The organism is Desulfosporosinus burensis (assembly GCF_054657535.1).
Window position 1 is genome coordinate 14,578 of record NZ_BAAHYN010000027.1, and the last position, 18,074, is coordinate 32,651.

Below are 18,074 nucleotides of genomic sequence, written 5' to 3' on the forward strand. Positions count from 1 at the left end.
TAATTATCGTTGCGAAAGAATTACTTCAGGTAACCACAGGGCAATCTGCGGGAATAGGATGACTAAACCAATGGCAAATAATTGAATCAGAGCAAAAGGAATAATTCCTTTAAAAATATGAGTGTCCTTCACCTCAGGGGGAGCAATTCCTTTGAGATAGAAAATTCCCGGTGCCATGGGAGGGGTTAGATATGAGGTTTGGATCATCATGATTACCAGTGTTCCAAACAAAACCGGATCTATGCCAGCTTTTACCACGATGGGTGCAAAAATTGGAATAAAAATCAGGAGGATACTGGTCCAGTCCAATAAGAAGCCACCTAAAAAGATGATGAATAGGAACGTTAACAGGATGCCTGTTTGTCCCATATTCAGGTTCAGAATGATTTGTTCCATAGCAAGCCCACCGCCAAGGCCTAAGAAAACACCACTATAAGCGTTACCTGCTACTAACACGAGCATAATCATGGTGGTCAGCTTAATGGTCTGATATAGAGCGTCCTTTAGTACCTGCCAAGTCAACTTGCGATAGGCAATAGCCAATAACATACTGCCGGCAGCTCCCATGGCAGCAGCTTCAGTAGGAGCAGCTAAGCCAAGTATAATACTTCCAAGCACAGTAAAGATCAAGAGTAGCGGAGGAATGAGGGATAGCGCAGTGAGGCGGAATTTTTTCACGAAGCTCAAATTTCTATCCTCGTCTTCACTCACGGGTCCCAGACTTGGGTTAAGTTGACACCTGATAACGATGTATAAGATGAATAACGTGCTAAGCATTAAGCCTGGTAAGATCGTTGAAATCAAGAGTCTTCCCACCGATACTCCGGCGGTAGGACCATAAATCACGGTTACCACGCTCGGGGGAATCAACGTACCTAGGGCTCCTCCGGCGATGATCGTTCCTGTGGCAAGTTCCTTTTGATATTTACTCTTGAGCATGATCGGTAGGGCAAGTAGACCCACAATTACTTCTGAAGCACCAATGATTCCGGTACTGGCCGCGATGATGGTGCAGAGGATGATGGTACTGATTGCCAGACCACCTTTGACTTTGCCCATCCAAATCTTGATCGCCCCAAACAGTCTTTCCGCCATACCGGATTTTTCCAACATTACCCCCATAAACACGAAAAAGGGTACTGCTGCCAGCACATAGTTACTGGCCACGGTAAAAATCCGACGAATTAAGAAGGCCGGGAGGGCATCTCCAAAGGCCGGAATACCAAACAAAAAGGCCATTCCTAAAAGGGAAAAAGCGACTGGAAAGCCTCCCAAAATCCCAACAAAGACACCCACAAACATAAATAGAGATAGTAGTTCATTGCTGATTTCCATTTATTTCACTCTCCCTAATGCCTTCGGCACTGCTCTGATAAACTCAGCAATACCTTGCAATAATAGAAAGAAAATGCCTAAGGGTAGAATCGCTCTAAAAGGCCACATGATGGGCCTCCAGGATGAAACTCCAGACCTTTCCCCCATAGCGATTGATTCCATTACAAGGTCAAATCCACCAATCAACAGGGCAATGGTGGCGGGGAAGAAAAAAAGCAGATAACCAGCGGAGTCAATGATTGCACGAGTCCGTTCTGAAAAGCGGGAATATAATACTTCAACGCGGATATGAGCACGATCCTTCAGGGCATAAGCAGCTCCTAGCATAAAGTGAGCAGAATATAAGAAATACGTAATTTCAAAAGACCAAATGGTCGGAGCTTCAAATACGTACCTTGCGACGACTTCATAAACCAGTGCAAACACATTCGGTATGACAATAAAAGCTGCCAATTTACCGACTGACATGCTCAAGTTATCAATTCCGTTAAGAATTCTTTGCAATTGCATCTACTCACCTTCCCTTTGAAATTGCTGAGCCCTTTCCTTAACCAAAGAATCTTAGTCCTCAGAAAGGGCTCAAGATTTACCTATTACGAAGCCATTAGTGATTATTGAATGTCATTAGCGATTAGCGGTTAGCCTCAACGTTTTTCCACTTTGCGGTGAACTCCCGCTGGGATTTCAGCACTTTTTGGAAAATCGGATTATCTTTGGCGCTCTTATCAGCCCATTCAGCGGCCAGTTTCTGAGCCTCTACCTTAACCGAAGGATCCATTTCTACAATGATGTTGCCCTTCTCTGTGTACTTTGCCATAGCGCCCACATCATCGGTTCCTAGTTTGGTCCAGGAATGCATGGTGGTGGCTTTGGCAGCCTGTTCTACAATCGCCTTCAGGTCATCCGGCAATTCTTCCCAAGCTTTCTTATTGATGACCAATTCAAACGGTGCGGAGGGTTGGTGTACTCCTGGGATGACTACATATTTTGCGACTTCGTGGAAGCCCATAACTAAGTCCTCTCCTGGAGTTGCCCATTCAGTAGCGTCAATCACTTTTCTCTCTAGGGCAGGTAGCACTTCATCACCCGCTAAGGAAACTACAGATGCCCCTAAGCCAGGTAGGATTTCAGCCCAAGCGCCTACCGTTCTGACTTTCAAGCCTTTTAAGTCTGCCAGAGTTTTACTGGCTTATGGGAGTGTAGGAAAACTTCCTGTGGGCGTACACCCATCGGCATGCCGATCAAGTCAAATTTTGCTAAGCGCCATTCTTTCCAGAGTTCATAACCTCCGCCGTTGTAAAGCCAGTGAATCATTTCCTCTGATGTACCACTTCCAGCGTATCCGCCGAACAATGCCGAAGTACGGTCCTTCCCGATGTCATAACCAGGCCACAGGTGACCTGCTTGAGCAACCCCCGTGCGGACTGCTTCCGACACTTCGAGCGCAGGAGCAATTGCCCCGCCGGGGAAGGTCTCGATTTTTAAGCGTCCATTACTCATTTTGTCCACTTCTTTGGTAAAATACTGAGCTGTCTCTGTATAAAGTGGAATTCCGGTTGACCAACTGGTGGTCAATTTCCAAGTGATTACTTTTGCCGGGTCAGCTTGAGTTCCGGTGCTTTTTGGTGCTGAGCTACAGCCTACCACCGACAGGGTTAGAATGAGCACCATGGAAATTAGACTCAACATTTTCTTTTTGCTTAATAATCTCATTTTCTAAATCCTCCTTATAATTTTTTGGACTTCCTTTATTATTTAAAATTGCTCGACTCGTCTTTCCTCTTACTATCTTTCTAGTAAGAGCGAATTCGCTTTACTAACCGCCTCTCCCGCATCGGAAGCATAGAAGTCTGCGCCTATAGAATCTGCAAAGCGCTGGGTAACCGGTGCTCCTCCGATTCCAATTAAAACCTTGTCTCGCAAACCATTGTCAGCCAATACTTGTATCACTTTAGCCATAGACTCCATTGTGGTGGTTAACAGGGCACTCATCATGACAAAGTCAGGACTATGCTCCTTGACCCCTTCCAAAAACTGTTCCGATGTAATATTAACACCTAAGTCAATGACTTCATATCCACCCCCTTCCATCATCATACAGACTAGATTCTTACCGATGTCGTGTAGATCTCCTTGTACCGTACCCACGATGGCTTTACCCTTGCTCTCCGTTTTTTGGGCAATTAATAAAGGCTTGACTAGATTGAGCCCGGCGTACATAGCCCGAGCAGAGATCATCATTTCTGAAATATAAAACTCACCTTTTTGAAATTTCTCTCCGACTATTTTCATGGCTGGAATTAATCCTTCATTCAGGATTTGTTGTGGAGTTTGACCCGCATCCAGACCAGATTGAGTTAGTTCTTTCACCTTAGGCGCTTGGCCGTTGATCACGGCCTCTTGAATTTCTGCTAAGAGATTAGACATTCGTTTCCCCTCCATCTAATGGATATTTTCCATATTTTTTAATTGCTTTACTCATGGCTAGGACGTTTTCCAGCTTACAATAATCCGTCAGACTGTTGGCACTACTGACAATGTAGCCTCCACCTGGTCCAGCTGTAAGGATTCTTTTACGCACTTCTGCGTCCACTTCGTCTACTGTACCAAGGGGCAGGGTATAATCTAAATCAATATTACCGACAATTCCCACCCGACCGCCATATTCTTGCTTCATCTTGCCCATGTCCATGGCACAGGGTTGGATAGGATGGACAGCCGTCATACCTAGGGTGAGCAGGTCTTCCATGATCGGGAAGAGATTGCCGTCACTGTGGAAAATCCAGGGTTTTTTAATTCTGTCGGCCACGATTTTCATGCTCGGTAGCATCAATTCACGAAATACCTTGGGCGACATGAAAGGTCCATGGTTTCCGGCGAGATCATCATTGGCCCAAAAGAAGTCAAAATCCATTTCATTCAGGTGGTCTACCACCGCTGCTGACCATTCGGCAAACCGTCCCATGACTTTTTGGATTAATTCCGGATTGTCCATTTGTGCATAGCTAAACTCTTCCAGTCCCATGCTTTCGAGGGTCGAAGCTGCACCCAGGCGAATACGAGCAAAGACAGCGTAATCTCCTTTATACTGCTTAATCCACTGAGCAATTTTTTCATATCTTGCTGGGTTATGGGGGTCTGGCAAGAACTCATCAAACAAGGCTAATGAATCTTCCGAGGTTAAGAGCCCCTTTTCGATATAGGTTCGGCCCGTAGCCGGATCGCTCCCCATTTTTGCAATCCAAGGAGGGAAGAAATCAAAGGTTACTTTTTTAGGGTTGTAATAGCTTTCCTTATAGGTCTCCTTAGTTACCATTCCCTGACCATCGGAAACCTCACCGGTCGGATAATGGGCACCAAATGCGCTTAAGCCAAGTTTCTCGCATAATTCCGGCGGGGTAAAATCCGTTCTGCCCATAATCTCGTACTGGAGCGCTTCCTCGATGTCGTTTTCCATCCAAGGTATTTGATCGGGTTCTCCTCTATGAAGTGCCGTCATCACCCGTTCACGCGGTGTCATTGTCATAGTATCGTTACCTCCTTTATAATGATTCGCTTATATCAAACTCATGGCGGTTCTGAAACATTTCATCCGTGATCTCCATACCACCCTCGACTATCACGAAATCGTCATCCCATGGTCCGAAAAGCAACTTCTTCACGTAATCCAGAGTGCCGTACATTTCTTCATACTTCAAATTAAAGAACTCTGCGAAATTCTTGACATAAGCTTCTGAAGGTTCATCCACTTCCTGTATGTGTTTAATGAGTACTGCTCGCTTGTAATGTTTAAGGATCTCCTTGATGGTCCAATCCGCAGTCTCCTGATCGTATTTTGCGACCACCTTGTGATATTCTTTGAGCGGGTCTTCGGAAGCTTCAATCCAGCCTTTGGTAAAATAATAGCTTCCCGGGTTTTGGGCGAACTCTTGGTAATAACTTGACCGACATCCCATGGTTAGCCCAATACAGTCATCAATTTTAGGCACAACCAGCTTCTGATGAGACTGGGCCCGAAGACCGACAATCGAACGGCTGCATAACCCGTACCCCAGGACAATTAAGTCCGCTTCGCTCTGAGAATTAATCATCTTTTGAAGAGTTTCCGTCAAGACTGGAGGTGTACGGTGCAGTCCTGCATCCAAATACTCAAACTTGTAAGGTGTTTCCCCCAGTGCTTCCAATTGCCGCCTAAGGACATCACAGGCTATGACGACTTGCTTATTTTCGGGCTTCTCCATGTTGACATCCCACCTATTTTTTTTAAGCCTTGACCTTGCCTGAGCGTACGCCTGCAATGTAGTCCATGCAATACTCGTCCTGACCGGCTAAGGCTCGTGAGGCCGCCAGCGTTGACATGATGGTTTGATCTAAAGGATCAAGAATAAAAGCGTCCATTCCCATGGCTATACCCATCACCATGTAAGCTCTGTTTAAAAGGCGTCTTTCAGGCATTCCGTAAGAGACATTTGACAATCCGGAAACAACATGCACTCGCGTGTATTTGTGGGTTAAAGCATAGGTACTCAGCAGTATTTCCATGCCAAATTCGTGGTTGACCCCAAGGGGTTTTACTAGGGGATCGAGGTAGATATCATCTTCCGAAACCCCGGCTGCGACAAGGCCCGCTACCAAAACGTCAGCAACCCTTATTCGCTGCTCGGCGGTTTCTGGCATACCTGAATCATCCATACACAAGGCAACTACTTTCGGCTTGTATTTCTGGATCAGGGGCAGAACACTTTCCCAGCGATCTTTCTCTGCAGAAATTGAATTAATCATGGCACTTTTGTTGCATCTTGCTAACCCCGCTTCCAGTGCAGCAGGACTGGGGCTATCAATACATAGGGGTTTATTCGTCACTTCTTGGATAATGTCTACCAGCCAAATCATACTCTCAATCTCGTTGCTGGCAGCTGCAGCATTGACATCGATGTAGTCCGCTCCTGCGTCGGCCTGGCGTAGCGCTAGATTCTGGAGATAGTCTTTATCTCTTTGTAGTATAGCTTGGGCAATCGCCTTACGCGAGGAATTTATCAGTTCTCCGATCACTAACACATGCTAACCTCCTTTATTTAATGGTCATGAAGCAACGCAAGACTGTAGAAGTGAGTGAACGAAGGCCAGACTTAAGCCTTTATAGGACCAAACTCTCTGGCCAGCTCAGCAATTCTTTGAATTCTAGAAAACTTGGCGTTGGGTGGCGTTGTATCTGCTATGCTTAGAATTAGATGATCTCCTTTACCTGCTTGGATTAACAAGTCCTCCATGTAGGCTTCAAATTCCTGATCATTCATGGTATTTTCCAGGACACTAATGGAGGGTATTCCTCCCCAAATAGTAATTTTGCTGTCGAATGCCTCTCGTACTTCACGAAGGGATAATGACGTCATAGGGGCAGGACAGATCGAATCGGCAATATCAATTTTACTGTCCACATAGGCTGAAAGTAGACCCTTATTTTCCCCATCCGTATGGGTCAACAGAAACTTCCCCTGTGCGTGTAGGATATCGGCAGCTGTTGCCAGACTGGGCGTAATGTACTCTTGAAAAAAGGGTGGCCAGGTAATCTTGGCGTCATAATTTGCCCCGTAGAGGACGACATCCGCTGGACTCTGGGCAACAACGTTAAACACTCGCTTAAAGTAAGTTCCTATCCGGTCTGCAAGCCGCCTTAGCTCTGCGGGGTGATCGTGAAGCTCATAAAAGAAAAGTGTGTAGTCCATCAATTCCCTTTGGATTAGATGCATGGGCGAGCCTGCCAGGCTGACGAAAGCTACCGCCACGCCCCGGTCCCCAACTTCTTCCTTGGCCACTAGATAGCGGTCATAAGTTGGCTCAACGACAGCGTTTTCAAAGATATAGGCAACCGCTTCATAGTCTTCAACGCTTTTAATGGCATGTTCAACGACATGGGTAATGGTAATACCCGCTTGACGCATGGATTCATCATAAAGTACTTTTGTTCGGACGTTGCCTTTGGGGGTGAGGTACTCGACCGTAGTATAGTCCCCTTCATAGGAAATATTGCGTTTTATTCCCTTTAACACAGTCCGGTAGGGTAAGGTTCGCAGACGGTAAATGCCTAATGCCCGGTCTACTTCATCCAGCGGATCCGTGAAATCCAAAAAATCCGGAACAATACTGTGAAAGCCTACTCCCAAGTCATCCACTATTTCGGTGAGGGTTGCATTGCAATACTTATCTGGTAAAGTTCCCCGAATCTTATTGGATTTGTACCATAAGTCCAGACGCGGGACATAGGGTAAACAATCACAGGGTTCGCCGCGTAAGACAGCTAGAATTCGCTCACGGTTTGTCACATACTTCCCTCCTTAGTGAAAATGAGTTACAGCTCTTCATACTTGCAATTTTCATGCCATTCTGAAAACTCTAAAATAACTGAATTCTTGTGGTCCAGATGATTCCATTCTTGATCACCTAAAGCGATAGTATATCTATTCTATCCCTGCTTATCATCTGGATATTGCCCTACTAAAAGGCGTGATTCAGTTTGTGATCATATGATTCTCTATGTGATCACAAACAATTGTAAAAGACCTACAATCTACAGAATTAATATGGCCGATTCTTAATGGAATTACTTTTTCCATATCCGTAGAGGGGTCTGGCTAGAAACAAAACAAAAAGGCCCCCGCGGGGGCCTTTTCTCAAGATCAAATAACTATGTTATATTTGTTTAATTTCTTAACCAGGGAAGATTGGCTGATTCCTAACACTAGTGCTGCTTTGCGGGTGCTTCTTAATCTTCGATATGCCTCAAGAATTAATCGCTTTTCCTCACTCTCCAACACCCTTTTTAAGGAAGAAAGGGTATGATCGCACGGATACGATGCTGCTGCGGGGATACCTGAAAGATTTCCAAGTATAATACATTCCTCACGACTGGTAACAACCAACCTCTCGATAGTATTTTCCAGTTCTCGTATGTTGCCCGGCCAATCATAATTTAACAGCCGATCCATCACATCTGGATGAATCCATTTTTGGTAGCCGTAGCGCTGATTGAACTTGGCCAAGAATTCATTGACTAAGGGCAAAATATCTTCTTTTCGATTTCTTAGCGGGGAGAGAATAATTGGGACGACATTTAACCGGTAGAACAAGTCCTCACGAAAGCTCTTCTCTTGAATCATTACTTGCAGATCGCGGTTTGTAGCAGCCACAATTCTGACATCCAACTTAATCGCTTTTTTGCCCCCGACTTTGGTGATTTCTCTATCCTGTAACACTCGGAGTATTTTCACCTGAAGGTCAAGGGGTATTTCTCCAACCTCATCCAAAAACAGAGTGCCGCCCTGGGCCAATTCAAACAAGCCTGGTTTTCCTTCTTTTAAAGCGCCGCTAAAGGATCCTGGTTCGTACCCAAAGAATTCAGATTCCAGCAAATTGGCAGGGATCGCCCCACAATTTATTTTTATAAAGGGCTCTTTGGAACGCTTACTAGCCCGATGGATTAGTTGGGCGATTAACTCCTTCCCGACACCGGACTCACCTAAAATCAGCACGGTCGAATCCACGTGGGCAACATGATAGGCTAAATCCAGTTTTTGTCTCATCTCTGGATTGTTCGTAATGATCTTTCTAAAGGGTTGTTGGGAACGCAAATGTTCCAATTCTTGGTAATAGCGATTCTTAATCTCTTCTGTTTCAGCTAATTGTTCCTTAAGAGAATTTAGTTGGGTAACATCCCTAATGGCAGTGACCACCCTAACTAACTCCCCGTCTTCATTGTAAACAGGGTTGCCTGACAATAGTAACTCTTTATTATTTCGGATATCAAGAATCGTTACCTTGGAATTCCTCTCCACTACCATTTCTGTTACGGATCTTCTTATGTATCCTTCCTTAACCAATTCCCGGACATGTTTTCCAACATATTCCTGAGCTGTTATTCCTGTCATCTGCTGGTAAGCGAGATTCACCCTGAGAATAAACCCCTTGTTGTTGGACACGACTATACCGTCGTCTAAAGACTCGATAATGGCATCTAACTCTTTATTTATTGTTTTTACAGTATCCAGTTGATGGGAAAGTGCTTCAAAATCGGAAATATCCTGAAACACAGCCACTGCGCCGATTATTACATCTCCCTTTTTAATAGGCCCCCGGTTGGAAATTATTATTCGATCGGCTATTTCCATACGCTGGTTGTATTCTACCTGACCGGTTTCCATCACATTTAGCAATTGAGTATTTGGCATTGCTATATCAACTCGTATTCCCATGGCCTTTTCCTTAGGATACTTCATCATTTCCGCAGCAGCCTTATTGACAACTACGATCAGCCCCGCCCGGTTAACCACTATAACGCCGTTATGCATGGAATCCAGAATTTCATCCCAGTAATTGTCCTTAAATTCCGAGATCGGCATTTAGGCGTCCTCCTTTATACTTAATTCAAGATATTCGACCAATTCTCTGCTGCAAAAATGCTAAAAAGTCATTTTTTTCAGCTTCGTTTACAAAGATTCTAATAGGAATAATATGAGCCGAATTCGCATTTACATAGATATAAATATGCTCTTTGTTTTCGACAATAGTGTCTATTGCCTTAAACTGAGTCTTTGCTTCTGTATGTTTACTTCGATCAACAATACCATCTTCAGAGATCGCCAAGTTATGAGTTCCGATCACACTATTTTTTCCCCCATCGTTTAGCATCTTAGAAATTCTTTTTGTCACGATCTTCTTTAAACGTCTTGGGTAAAACGCAACCCAATACAAATAAAAAAAACACGAAAACAGCTAACCCATATTCAAATCGTATAATCGACCATTGGCTAAGGAAGATGGGGAAAACTATTAAAAGTAACGAGAGAATATACCTTTGAATAAATGCCGACCGTCTTGTCGACTTAGCATACATAATATGAAACAAATTGAAATCAATAAGATCTTCTTTAGTCAACTCATACTGAAATTTCATATAGAATTCTCCTTTTTAATCAATTGACGACGGGCGATTCTACGTCAGGAGACCTAATTATTAAAATAGCATAAATTATGTAATATGCCAACTAAAGTCCAATAAATGCTTCATATAAGAGGAGCGAACCCTAAATTCCCATAGGGTTCGCTCCTTAACGTTGTTATCCGACAAGGGGGTAGCAATGAATGAGTTTACTTTTGAGGAGAGGGGGAATCAGAGTGTATACGGTCGCAGCCTTTTTTGTGCCCAAAACCACCATGAAATTCGCCTTTTTCGATGTCCTGTTCCATTCTTTGTTGACGTTCTTGCACGGCCTTTTTGATTTTGTCGGCTTTTGTTTGATCCAGTATTCCGGCCTCTACCTTCTTATCAATAATCTGAACTTTGATTGCTGGTCATCTGCTGAGTGAGAGCTTTAAGCTCATTCAATTTACCTTGATCAACAACCCCGAAGGCAGGCGCGGCGCTAAGAATCAAGAAAGCTAAAGCCAAAATGCTTGCAGCCAATCTTCTCATATGCCAGTCCTCCTCATTCATTTTTTTACCTTCAGTACTTAGGAATTAACGTGCTCTGGCTCTGCCCCGTTTATAGTTCTCCTAATGTAGATAATGGGTATGACATCAGCGATTACCGAGGTATCATGGATGAGATGGGCACCATGGCAGATTGGGAGGAACTGCGAGACGGCCTGCACAACCGTGGCATGAAGTAGTGATGGACCTCGTCGTCAATCACACGTCAGACCAACACCGCTGGTTTCAAGAGTCCCGCTCAAGCAAAGACAACCCCTACCGCAATTACTATATTTGGCGACCAGGCAAAGACGGCAAAGAGCCGAATAATTGGTCCTCGGAATTTGGCGGTTCAGCTTGGGAATACGATGCCTTGACCGAGGAGTATTATTTGCACATCTTTTCCAAGAACCAACCCGATCTTAATTGGGAAAACAAACTGGTGCGTTACGAAATCTACGATATGATGAAGTGGTGGCTGGATCAGGGTGTTAACGGGTTTCGAATGGATGTGATCAACATGATTGCCAAAGACACGGAGCTGCCTGATGCCCCACTCGTAGACAGCTCTCCTTATCAATGGGGAGGGCAATTCTTCATCAACGGTCCCCGCTTGCGTTATTACCTCAGAGAAATGTATGTTAAAGTTTTGTCGAAATACGATATTATGACTGTGGGGGAAACCCGTTGGGTTGACGCAGAAATGGCACGTCTTTTTGTCAATGAATACCGCCATGAACTGAACATGCTCTTTCACTTTGAGCTATTGGAACTAGATTACGGGCCGAAGCGGCAAGTGGGAGAAAAAAGCCTGGGAACTGGCCGACTTTAAGCGCATCATCAGCGACTGGCAGAAGAAACTCGCCGAAAGCGGTTGGAACAGCCTATTTCTCAGTAACCACGACCATCCTCGCATGGTTTCTCGGTTTGGCAATGACAGCACCTACAGAGTAGAGTCGGCAAAAATGCTCGCGACGTTGCTTCATACCCTCCAAGGGACACCGTACATTTATCAAGGGGAAGAAATCGGTATGACCAATGTCCGTTACTCTTGCATTGAGCATTATCGGGACATCGAGACACTTAACATGTATGAAGAAGGTCTGAAGAACACCAAAGACCTGATGGAACTAACGGAAATGATTTGTGAAAAAGGCCGGGACAACGCTCGCACCCCGATGCAGTGGGATAACAGTCTTCAGGCTGGCTTTACAGACGGCACTCCATGGATTCCCGTTAATCCTAATTACGGTGAAATCAATGTGGAGCAAGCCCGAGAAAATCAGAATTCTATCTTGCACTATTATCGCAAGCTCATAAAACTACGCCGCCAATACCCCCTCCTTGTGTACGGGGATTATCAACTGCTTTTGCATAAGCACACCCAGATCTATGCCTATCTGCGCCATTGGGACGAAAAAACCCTCTTGGTAATTCTTAATTTCTACCAAGAGAGTACCGTTTTTACCCTTCCAGAAAAGGTCACCTTCAAAATTGGTCAACTGATGATTGCCAATTACCCGGACACTGACGCTAAAATTGTGGCGCACGACCTTAAGAAACTCTCCCTGCGCCCGTATGAAGCGCGCGTGTATTTGCTGAATTAGCCGTAGAGCGATAGCCTCCATGTTTCAGGAGCCTCGACCATCGTCACTCAGTGGCTATTGACGGCTCCCTTACTGGGGCAGCCATCGCAGCAGCTATCACGTCTTGCCAGAAACCGTCTTATACGGCCAGCGTATGATGCCACCCAAATCAAATACATTCGTATATCCCTGCTTCAATAACATCTTGCCAGCAGTTCTACTCCTATTTCCACTCCTACAGTATAAAAAAATAGTGGCTTGTTTATCCGGCAATTTCTTACTAGCTTCCATCCTAAGGACATTTAAAGGAATCAACGTGCTTTTGGGAATATGATTCTCAATATATTCTTCCCGAGTTCTAACATCTAAAAGAATAATCCCCTTTTCCTTATCTAATCTCTTTTTTGCTTCTGCTGGGTCAATTCTTAATTTCTTAACCTCCGCTGAACTCTTCATATATGCCCAGATTATGAATATTCCTACCAATACGCTGGCTATCGTTATGAGCTCGTTCATACTCTACCTCTTTCCAAAATAAAATTATGGCAACACGTCTATATACCCTCCCATGGTATATAGGCATTGTAAGGTGCAATTGTATTTTTGTCAATGAGGGCTTTAGAAAAAAAATACTCTAAGATATCCAATTAACGTGTTATTATTACATGAGATAATTACTTTAGTAAAAATAAGGAGTGTTCAAATATGAAAGTTGTAGCATTTAATGGTAGTCCGAGGGTAAATGGCAATACCGCCCAAAGCCTTAAAATTGTCTTGGCAGAATTAGCAAACGAAGGGATCGAGACGGAAATCGTCCAATTGGGAGGGCGTAAAGTCTTTGGTTGCTTGGCCTGCGGCAAGTGTCGGGAAATCAAAGATAACCGGTGTGTGCGCAAGGACGATGAGATGAATACTTTCATTCAAAAAATGGAAGAGGCTGATGGCATCATCATCGGTTCACCCACCTACTTCAGTAATGTGAGCACAGAAGTGAAGGCCCTGATTGACCGTTGCGGTTATGTATCAAGGTCCAACGACGGTGTAATGCTGAGGGGAAAAGTAGCTGCTGCGGTCGTTTCTGCTCGAAGAGCTGGATCAACCTTTACTTACTCTGCCATCAATTTCTTTTTTGGCATAGCCGAAATGATCATTTGTACTTCAAATTATTGGAATATGACCTTATCCCGTGATCCAGGCGATGTGCAAAATGATGCTGAAGGGATCAAGACTTTCCAACTCCTTGGAAAAAACATGGCTAAGCTCTTAAAGCAGGTTCGGTAAGTTAAAACCGTTTTCAAAACAAAAAGCAGCCACTCCTTTGGTTCAATTATTGAGAGATCTCTAAAGAAATGATGGGTTATATAGCAAGGAAGAAAGCCCGCTGCGTCGGACTTTCTTCCTTAAATTAGTTCCTGCATTATCAAAAGCAATAAACGCAGAAGGCGAGTGTATCTCAATCCATGAATATTCTCAAGAAATTTATCAAGTATTATACGCCCCACAAATTCATTTTTTTACGGACATGTTTTGTGGCGTGATCGTTTCCCTCATTGATCTGGCCTTTCCTCAGATCCTTGGTTATCTTGCCAAAAATCTGTTTACTCAAGACAAGGCGACGATTTTGAATGCTATAGTTTTTGTCGGCATTGCCTTATTGGGCATGTACGTCATCAAGTATTTCTGCCAGTATTTTATCATTTCATGGGGACACATTATGGGCGCTAGAATGGAAACCGATATGCGGAGAGACCTGTTCAATCATTTTCAGAGGTTATCCTTTTCGTACTACGATAAAAACAACACTGGAAAAATGATGTCCAAACTGGTCGCGGACTTATTTGATATCTCCGAGCTTGCCCATCACGGTCCAGAAAACCTCTTTATCTCCGCTCTGAAAATCGTTGGCTCCTTTATTATCTTAATGATGATCAATGTCAAAATGACCTTAATTCTGTTGTTCGTCACCATCATTATGGTGTTATTCACCGTTTATAAAAACATTAAAATGGCGCCAACATTTACCGATATCCGAGTAAAAATTGCGACTGTGAATTCCAGCGTGCAGGATAGTCTCTCTGGAATTAGAGTGGTCAAGTCCTTTGCTAATGAAGACGTGGAAAGTGAAAAATTTGATCGTAGCAATCAATCGTTCTTGTTATCCAAAATTAAAGTCTATAAAACCATGGGGAATTTTCACGCTTGGAATTCATTTTTTGAAGGAATGCTGTATGTTGTGGTCATTGTTTCTGGAGGCGTATTTATCGCCGAGGGCTCGTTAAAAATTACCGATCTAGCTGTCTATGTCCTTTATATTAACATTTTTATCCATCCAATAGATGTGCTGATTAACTTTACCGAACAGTTTCAAAAAAGGTATGCTGGCTTTAAACGCTTTATTGAAGTTGTGGAAACTCAGCCGGAAATCGTTGACAAAGCAGGGGCTGAACCCCTTACTGATGTTGTAGGGGAGATTGAATATAAAAATGTGTCGTTCCATTATAATGATGATTCCAGTGTTTTAGATAATGTAAGCTTAACGATCAAAGCGGGGAAAACGATTGCCTTGGTTGGGCCGTCCGGCGGGGGGAAAACAACTTTATGTTCTCTCCTGCCGAGATTTTATGATGTCACCGCCGGATCGATAACCATCGATGGCGTGGATATCCAGGATATTACGCTGGAGTCTTTACGAAACACAATCGGCATTGTGCAACAGGATGTCTATCTGTTTGACGGCTCGATCAAGAAGAATATTGCGTATGGTAAGGCAGACGCTACGGATGCCGAAATCATAGAGGCTGCTCAAAATGCCAATATTCATGAGTTTATCATGTCTCTTGAGGAGGGATACGATACCAATGTAGGGGAACGCGGAGTCAGGCTCTCCGGCGCGTCAAAAGCAACGCCTCTCGATCGCCAGGGTGTTTTTAAAGAACCCTCCGATTCTAATCTTGGATGAAGCTACCTCATCGCTCGATAATGAAAGTGAACTATACATCCAAAAATCACTCGAAAAACTGTCTAAAAACAGAACCACCATCGTAATTGCCCATAGATTGAGTACGATCAAAAATTCGGACGAAATCGTCGTGGTGACCGATGTAGGTATCCAGGAACGAGGCAGTCACAAACAACTGATCGAAAAAGGCGGAATCTATGCTCATTACTATAATATGCAATTTGAGGGGTTGGAATAAATTATCTACCCAATACTTCTTTAATGACTTCTGGAACTTCAAAAGGCAATTCCACGACCCTAGCACCCGCTTCAAGCAAGGCCCTAACTTTACCCTCATAGGTTCCCATTCCGCGTTCGATAATAGCTCCCGCGTGCCCCATTCGTTTTCCAGCAGGGGCACTCTTCCCAGCGATATATGCTACCACCGGCTTGGTCATTTCTTTAATATATAAAGAGGCCACTTCTTCGGAGTTGCCCCCGATCTCACCGATTAAAACAACGGCCTTGGTTTCTGGATCATGCTCAAACTGCTTTAAGACGTCCACAAAGCTCAGACCCACGACTCTATCGCCACCAACGCCCACTACTGTGGACTGACCGATACCCTGAGCTGTGAGGTTGCCAACAATTTCGTAGGTCAGAGTCCCAGAGCGGGCCACAACACCCACAGATCCAGGAATAAAAAACTGATTAGGGGGAATACCCATCTTGCATTTACCTGAGGACACGATGCCAAATGTATTCGGACCGATAACGGTAGCATTGACACGTTTTGCATAAGCCACAACTGCCATTTCATCATGGACTGGGATATGCTCAGTCACGACTACGACAACTTTGATACCTGCTTCCAGGGCTTCCAAGGCAGCATCTTTGGCAAAAGCTGCCGGTATAAAGATGACGGACGCATCGATCCGATGACTTTCACAGGCCGCGCGCACACTGTCGTATACGGGGATACCTTCGATGGTGGTACCGCCCTTGCCAGGGGAAGTGCCGGCGACAATCTTGCTGCCGTAAGCGAGCATTTGCTTAGTATGGAAAAGGCCCTGTTTACCGGTAAGGCCCTGAACTACTACGTTCGTATTTTCATCGATTATTATGGCCAATTTAACTAGTCCTCCTTGTCAGTACCTCTATTTTCGCGCCAACTCAACTGCTTTCTTGGCAGCATCCTGCATGAAGTCATAGGCCTCAATGCCAACTTCCTTCAGTATAGCTCGTCCGGCTTCTTGGTTGGTGCCCACCAGGCGAATAACCACCGGAACCGGGATTCCTCTATTTTTTTTGACGGAGGCAAATGCCCTTGCAACATCATCGCAACGGGTAATGCCGCCGAATATGTTGATGATGATCGACTTGGGGTTTCTAGACAAGATGAGTTCAAGAGCCTTGGCCGTGCCTTCTTCTCCTGTTCCGCCGCCAGCATCAAGGAAGTTTGCCGGTTTTCCGCCGTAATAGGTGAGGGTATCCAGTGTACCCATGGTGATACCGGCACCATTGGCCATAACTCCAATGTCTCCGTCCAGTTCCACAAAAGAAAGACCCAGGTCGTGAGCCGCTTTTTCGGCGGCGGTACGTTCTACCACCCGAGGTAGGTCTAATTGGCGATAGAGCGCCTCGTCGTCTATCGTCACCTTAGCATCTGCCGCAATGACTTTGTCTCCGCTGATCACTAACGGATTAATTTCCACCAAATCCGCATCTTTTTGAGTAAAGATTTGGTACAAGGTTTTAATGATCTTGACCAGTTCCTTGCCTTGGGGGGTATTTAAAGGTATGCCCATTCTTCTGACGACATCGCTGGCGATAAATCCTTGCATACCAAGTTCTACATCGATATGTTTCTTAACAATGTACTCTTCAGCAACTTCTTCAATATCCATCCCACCGTGGGCCGATGCAATCAGCACCGGCATTTTGGTCGCTGCGTCGATGGTGATGGACAAATATAGTTCTCTGTCTATTTGCAGCTTTTCTTCCACAAGGAGGATATCTACCGATAGGCCCTGGATGGTCATGCCTAACAGTTCCTGGGCTGCAGCTCTTGCTCCTTCCGGATGATCGGCGAACTTGATACCACCAGCTTTACCCCGCTTGCCGGACAAAACCTGGGACTTGATCACCACAGGGCCCCCAATTTCCGTGGCTACCTGGAACGCTTCATCCGGATTGGTAACCATTCTCCCCTTCGGCACTGGAAGGTCGAACTTAGCGAAAACTTCCTTACCCATATATTCAAACATTTTCACTACCCGAATCTCTCCCCTCGTCCAAATACCTGTGTCATTTTATCTTCCACATTTAGTCGGTCATTTGCTCGGGCGCATCGCAAGATTCTATCTCGGACGCCCGATCAGCCTTCCTTTGCCGATAGCATAGATATCATCGACAACCATTTGAAAAGACGGCACTCTGCTAACACTCTCTGTGAAAATCCCAGTTTTCCTTACCAAGGGGCAGGTTCTCACGATCAAGTAGACGTACTGCACCGCTTTAAATTCATCAACTTCGAAGCATTTATTGATCATGTGGAAAAGCCCTCCCCACTACGACTTTCGATCTTTCGGACCGCCCCCCGGGCTCGCTCTCTGACATTAATCGATTCTCCGTAATCCTCGGCCACTCTTAGTAATTCTTTGACAGCTGCCACTGCTCCCATTTCCCCAAGTGCTTGCGCAGCCATTTCCCGCACCCCAACCACCGGATCTCGCAGCAATTGGATTAA

20 protein-coding genes and 3 pseudogenes are annotated in these 18,074 nt (G+C 44.8%); 4 read left to right on the plus strand and 19 right to left on the minus strand.

All coding sequences use genetic code 11. The features are described 5' to 3' along the window. Window positions 1-3 precede the first annotated feature (3 nt). The 14 genes from ACYQ3Q_RS27570 to ACYQ3Q_RS27635 form a co-directional block, all read right to left on the minus strand. Window positions 4-1,335: a TRAP transporter large permease gene (locus tag ACYQ3Q_RS27570; RefSeq protein WP_459931602.1), complete on the minus strand. Its 1,332-nt coding sequence runs from the start codon at window positions 1,333-1,335 to the stop codon at window positions 4-6. Continuing rightward, on the minus strand, window positions 1,336-1,845 hold the full coding sequence (locus tag ACYQ3Q_RS27575) for a TRAP transporter small permease subunit (RefSeq protein WP_459931603.1): 510 nt from the start codon (window positions 1,843-1,845) through the stop codon (window positions 1,336-1,338). Window positions 1,846-1,966: 121 nt separating this feature from the next. Further along, the gene (gene dctP, locus ACYQ3Q_RS27580) at window positions 1,967-2,494 is read right to left on the minus strand and encodes a TRAP transporter substrate-binding protein DctP (RefSeq protein ID WP_459931604.1); all 528 of its coding nucleotides are present in this window, start codon (window positions 2,492-2,494) and stop codon (window positions 1,967-1,969) included. 5 nt (window positions 2,495-2,499) lie between these two features. Then, the gene (locus tag ACYQ3Q_RS27585) at window positions 2,500-3,048 is read right to left on the minus strand and encodes a type 2 periplasmic-binding domain-containing protein (RefSeq protein WP_459931605.1); all 549 of its coding nucleotides are present in this window, start codon (window positions 3,046-3,048) and stop codon (window positions 2,500-2,502) included. A 72-nt stretch (window positions 3,049-3,120) separates the two neighbouring features. After that, window positions 3,121-3,762, minus strand: a complete 642-nt coding sequence (locus ACYQ3Q_RS27590) for a corrinoid protein (protein WP_459931606.1) — start codon at window positions 3,760-3,762, stop codon at window positions 3,121-3,123. Next, window positions 3,755-4,861, minus strand: a complete 1,107-nt coding sequence (locus ACYQ3Q_RS27595; protein WP_459931607.1) for a uroporphyrinogen decarboxylase family protein — start codon at window positions 4,859-4,861, stop codon at window positions 3,755-3,757. Before ACYQ3Q_RS27595 ends, ACYQ3Q_RS27590 begins: the two co-directional genes overlap by 8 nt. 16 nt (window positions 4,862-4,877) lie before the next feature. Continuing rightward, the gene (locus ACYQ3Q_RS27600) at window positions 4,878-5,576 is read right to left on the minus strand and encodes a DUF1638 domain-containing protein (RefSeq protein WP_459931608.1); all 699 of its coding nucleotides are present in this window, start codon (window positions 5,574-5,576) and stop codon (window positions 4,878-4,880) included. A 22-nt stretch (window positions 5,577-5,598) separates the two neighbouring features. Then, window positions 5,599-6,393 (minus strand): methyltetrahydrofolate cobalamin methyltransferase, encoded by a 795-nt coding sequence (locus ACYQ3Q_RS27605; RefSeq protein ID WP_459931609.1) that lies wholly within the window; start codon window positions 6,391-6,393, stop codon window positions 5,599-5,601. A 71-nt stretch (window positions 6,394-6,464) separates the two neighbouring features. Beyond that, window positions 6,465-7,658 (minus strand): uroporphyrinogen decarboxylase family protein, encoded by a 1,194-nt coding sequence (locus ACYQ3Q_RS27610; RefSeq protein WP_459931610.1) that lies wholly within the window; start codon window positions 7,656-7,658, stop codon window positions 6,465-6,467. Window positions 7,659-8,012: 354 nt separating this feature from the next. Then, on the minus strand, window positions 8,013-9,731 hold the full coding sequence (locus tag ACYQ3Q_RS27615; RefSeq protein ID WP_459931611.1) for a sigma-54 interaction domain-containing protein: 1,719 nt from the start codon (window positions 9,729-9,731) through the stop codon (window positions 8,013-8,015). 25 nt (window positions 9,732-9,756) lie between these two features. Further along, window positions 9,757-10,041: a YcxB family protein gene (locus ACYQ3Q_RS27620; protein ID WP_459931612.1), complete on the minus strand. Its 285-nt coding sequence runs from the start codon at window positions 10,039-10,041 to the stop codon at window positions 9,757-9,759. Then, window positions 10,022-10,285: a hypothetical protein gene (locus tag ACYQ3Q_RS27625; RefSeq protein WP_459931613.1), complete on the minus strand. Its 264-nt coding sequence runs from the start codon at window positions 10,283-10,285 to the stop codon at window positions 10,022-10,024. The genes ACYQ3Q_RS27620 and ACYQ3Q_RS27625 overlap by 20 nt, the downstream gene beginning before the upstream one ends. 194 nt (window positions 10,286-10,479) lie before the next feature. Further along, a complete protein-coding gene (locus ACYQ3Q_RS27630) occupies window positions 10,480-10,677 on the minus strand; it encodes a DUF2680 domain-containing protein (protein ID WP_459931622.1) in 198 nt (65 codons plus the stop codon). Further along, window positions 10,658-10,804, minus strand: a complete 147-nt coding sequence (locus tag ACYQ3Q_RS27635; RefSeq protein WP_459931614.1) for a hypothetical protein — start codon at window positions 10,802-10,804, stop codon at window positions 10,658-10,660. The genes ACYQ3Q_RS27630 and ACYQ3Q_RS27635 overlap by 20 nt, the downstream gene beginning before the upstream one ends. A 50-nt stretch (window positions 10,805-10,854) precedes the next feature. On the opposite strand from ACYQ3Q_RS27635, the pseudogene ACYQ3Q_RS27640 reads away from it, so the two are divergent. Both ACYQ3Q_RS27640 and ACYQ3Q_RS27645 read left to right on the plus strand, forming a co-directional pair. Further along, window positions 10,855-12,096: pseudogene (locus ACYQ3Q_RS27640) on the plus strand (alpha-glucosidase); the annotation flags it as partial. A 51-nt stretch (window positions 12,097-12,147) separates the two neighbouring features. Then, window positions 12,148-12,408 carry an alpha-glucosidase C-terminal domain-containing protein gene (locus tag ACYQ3Q_RS27645; RefSeq protein ID WP_459931623.1) on the plus strand — a complete coding sequence of 87 codons (261 nt, stop codon included), beginning with the start codon at window positions 12,148-12,150 and terminating at the stop codon, window positions 12,406-12,408. 96 nt (window positions 12,409-12,504) lie between these two features. Here the strand turns inward: ACYQ3Q_RS27645 and ACYQ3Q_RS27650 are convergent, their stop codons facing one another. After that, entirely contained in the window at window positions 12,505-12,903 is a 399-nt protein-coding gene (locus ACYQ3Q_RS27650) for a rhodanese-like domain-containing protein (RefSeq protein WP_459931615.1), read from the minus strand. A 189-nt stretch (window positions 12,904-13,092) separates the two neighbouring features. Here ACYQ3Q_RS27650 and ACYQ3Q_RS27655 point away from each other — a divergent pair, with 189 nt between their 5' ends. Continuing rightward, window positions 13,093-13,668: a flavodoxin family protein gene (locus ACYQ3Q_RS27655; protein ID WP_459931616.1), complete on the plus strand. Its 576-nt coding sequence runs from the start codon at window positions 13,093-13,095 to the stop codon at window positions 13,666-13,668. A gap of 179 nt (window positions 13,669-13,847) precedes the next feature. Beyond that, window positions 13,848-15,584, plus strand: a pseudogene (locus ACYQ3Q_RS27660) (ABC transporter ATP-binding protein). 1 nt (window position 15,585) lies between these two features. On the opposite strand, the gene sucD reads toward ACYQ3Q_RS27660, so the two are convergent. From sucD to ACYQ3Q_RS27680, 4 genes and pseudogenes are all read right to left on the minus strand, one after another. Next, complete coding sequence (gene sucD / locus ACYQ3Q_RS27665) at window positions 15,586-16,455, minus strand: succinate--CoA ligase subunit alpha (RefSeq protein ID WP_459931617.1); 870 nt, start codon at window positions 16,453-16,455, stop codon at window positions 15,586-15,588. Window positions 16,456-16,482: 27 nt separating this feature from the next. Beyond that, window positions 16,483-17,598 carry an ADP-forming succinate--CoA ligase subunit beta gene (sucC, locus tag ACYQ3Q_RS27670; protein ID WP_459931618.1) on the minus strand — a complete coding sequence of 372 codons (1,116 nt, stop codon included), beginning with the start codon at window positions 17,596-17,598 and terminating at the stop codon, window positions 16,483-16,485. 87 nt (window positions 17,599-17,685) lie between these two features. After that, window positions 17,686-17,839: pseudogene (locus ACYQ3Q_RS27675) on the minus strand (methylaspartate mutase subunit E); the annotation flags it as partial. A 34-nt stretch (window positions 17,840-17,873) separates the two neighbouring features. Next, a partial coding sequence (locus tag ACYQ3Q_RS27680; RefSeq protein ID WP_459931619.1) for a HEAT repeat domain-containing protein occupies window positions 17,874-18,074 on the minus strand: 201 nt, incomplete at its 5' end.

Excerpts from the sequence above, each read along its gene's own strand:
- ACYQ3Q_RS27570 (WP_459931602.1), bottom strand. The coding sequence starts at position 1,335 with ATGGAAATCAGCAATGAACTACTATCTCTATTTATGTTTGTGGGTGTC.
- ACYQ3Q_RS27575 (WP_459931603.1), bottom strand. The coding sequence starts at position 1,845 with ATGCAATTGCAAAGAATTCTTAACGGAATTGATAACTTGAGCATGTCA.
- ACYQ3Q_RS27585 (WP_459931605.1), bottom strand. The coding sequence starts at position 3,048 with ATGAGATTATTAAGCAAAAAGAAAATGTTGAGTCTAATTTCCATGGTG.
- ACYQ3Q_RS27590 (WP_459931606.1), bottom strand. The coding sequence starts at position 3,762 with ATGTCTAATCTCTTAGCAGAAATTCAAGAGGCCGTGATCAACGGCCAA.
- ACYQ3Q_RS27595 (WP_459931607.1), bottom strand. The coding sequence starts at position 4,861 with ATGACAATGACACCGCGTGAACGGGTGATGACGGCACTTCATAGAGGA.
- ACYQ3Q_RS27600 (WP_459931608.1), bottom strand. The coding sequence starts at position 5,576 with ATGGAGAAGCCCGAAAATAAGCAAGTCGTCATAGCCTGTGATGTCCTT.
- ACYQ3Q_RS27615 (WP_459931611.1), bottom strand. The coding sequence starts at position 9,731 with ATGCCGATCTCGGAATTTAAGGACAATTACTGGGATGAAATTCTGGAT.
- ACYQ3Q_RS27625 (WP_459931613.1), bottom strand. The coding sequence starts at position 10,285 with ATGAAATTTCAGTATGAGTTGACTAAAGAAGATCTTATTGATTTCAAT.
- ACYQ3Q_RS27635 (WP_459931614.1), bottom strand. The coding sequence starts at position 10,804 with ATGAGAAGATTGGCTGCAAGCATTTTGGCTTTAGCTTTCTTGATTCTT.
- ACYQ3Q_RS27650 (WP_459931615.1), bottom strand. The coding sequence starts at position 12,903 with ATGAACGAGCTCATAACGATAGCCAGCGTATTGGTAGGAATATTCATA.
- ACYQ3Q_RS27655 (WP_459931616.1), top strand. The coding sequence starts at position 13,093 with ATGAAAGTTGTAGCATTTAATGGTAGTCCGAGGGTAAATGGCAATACC.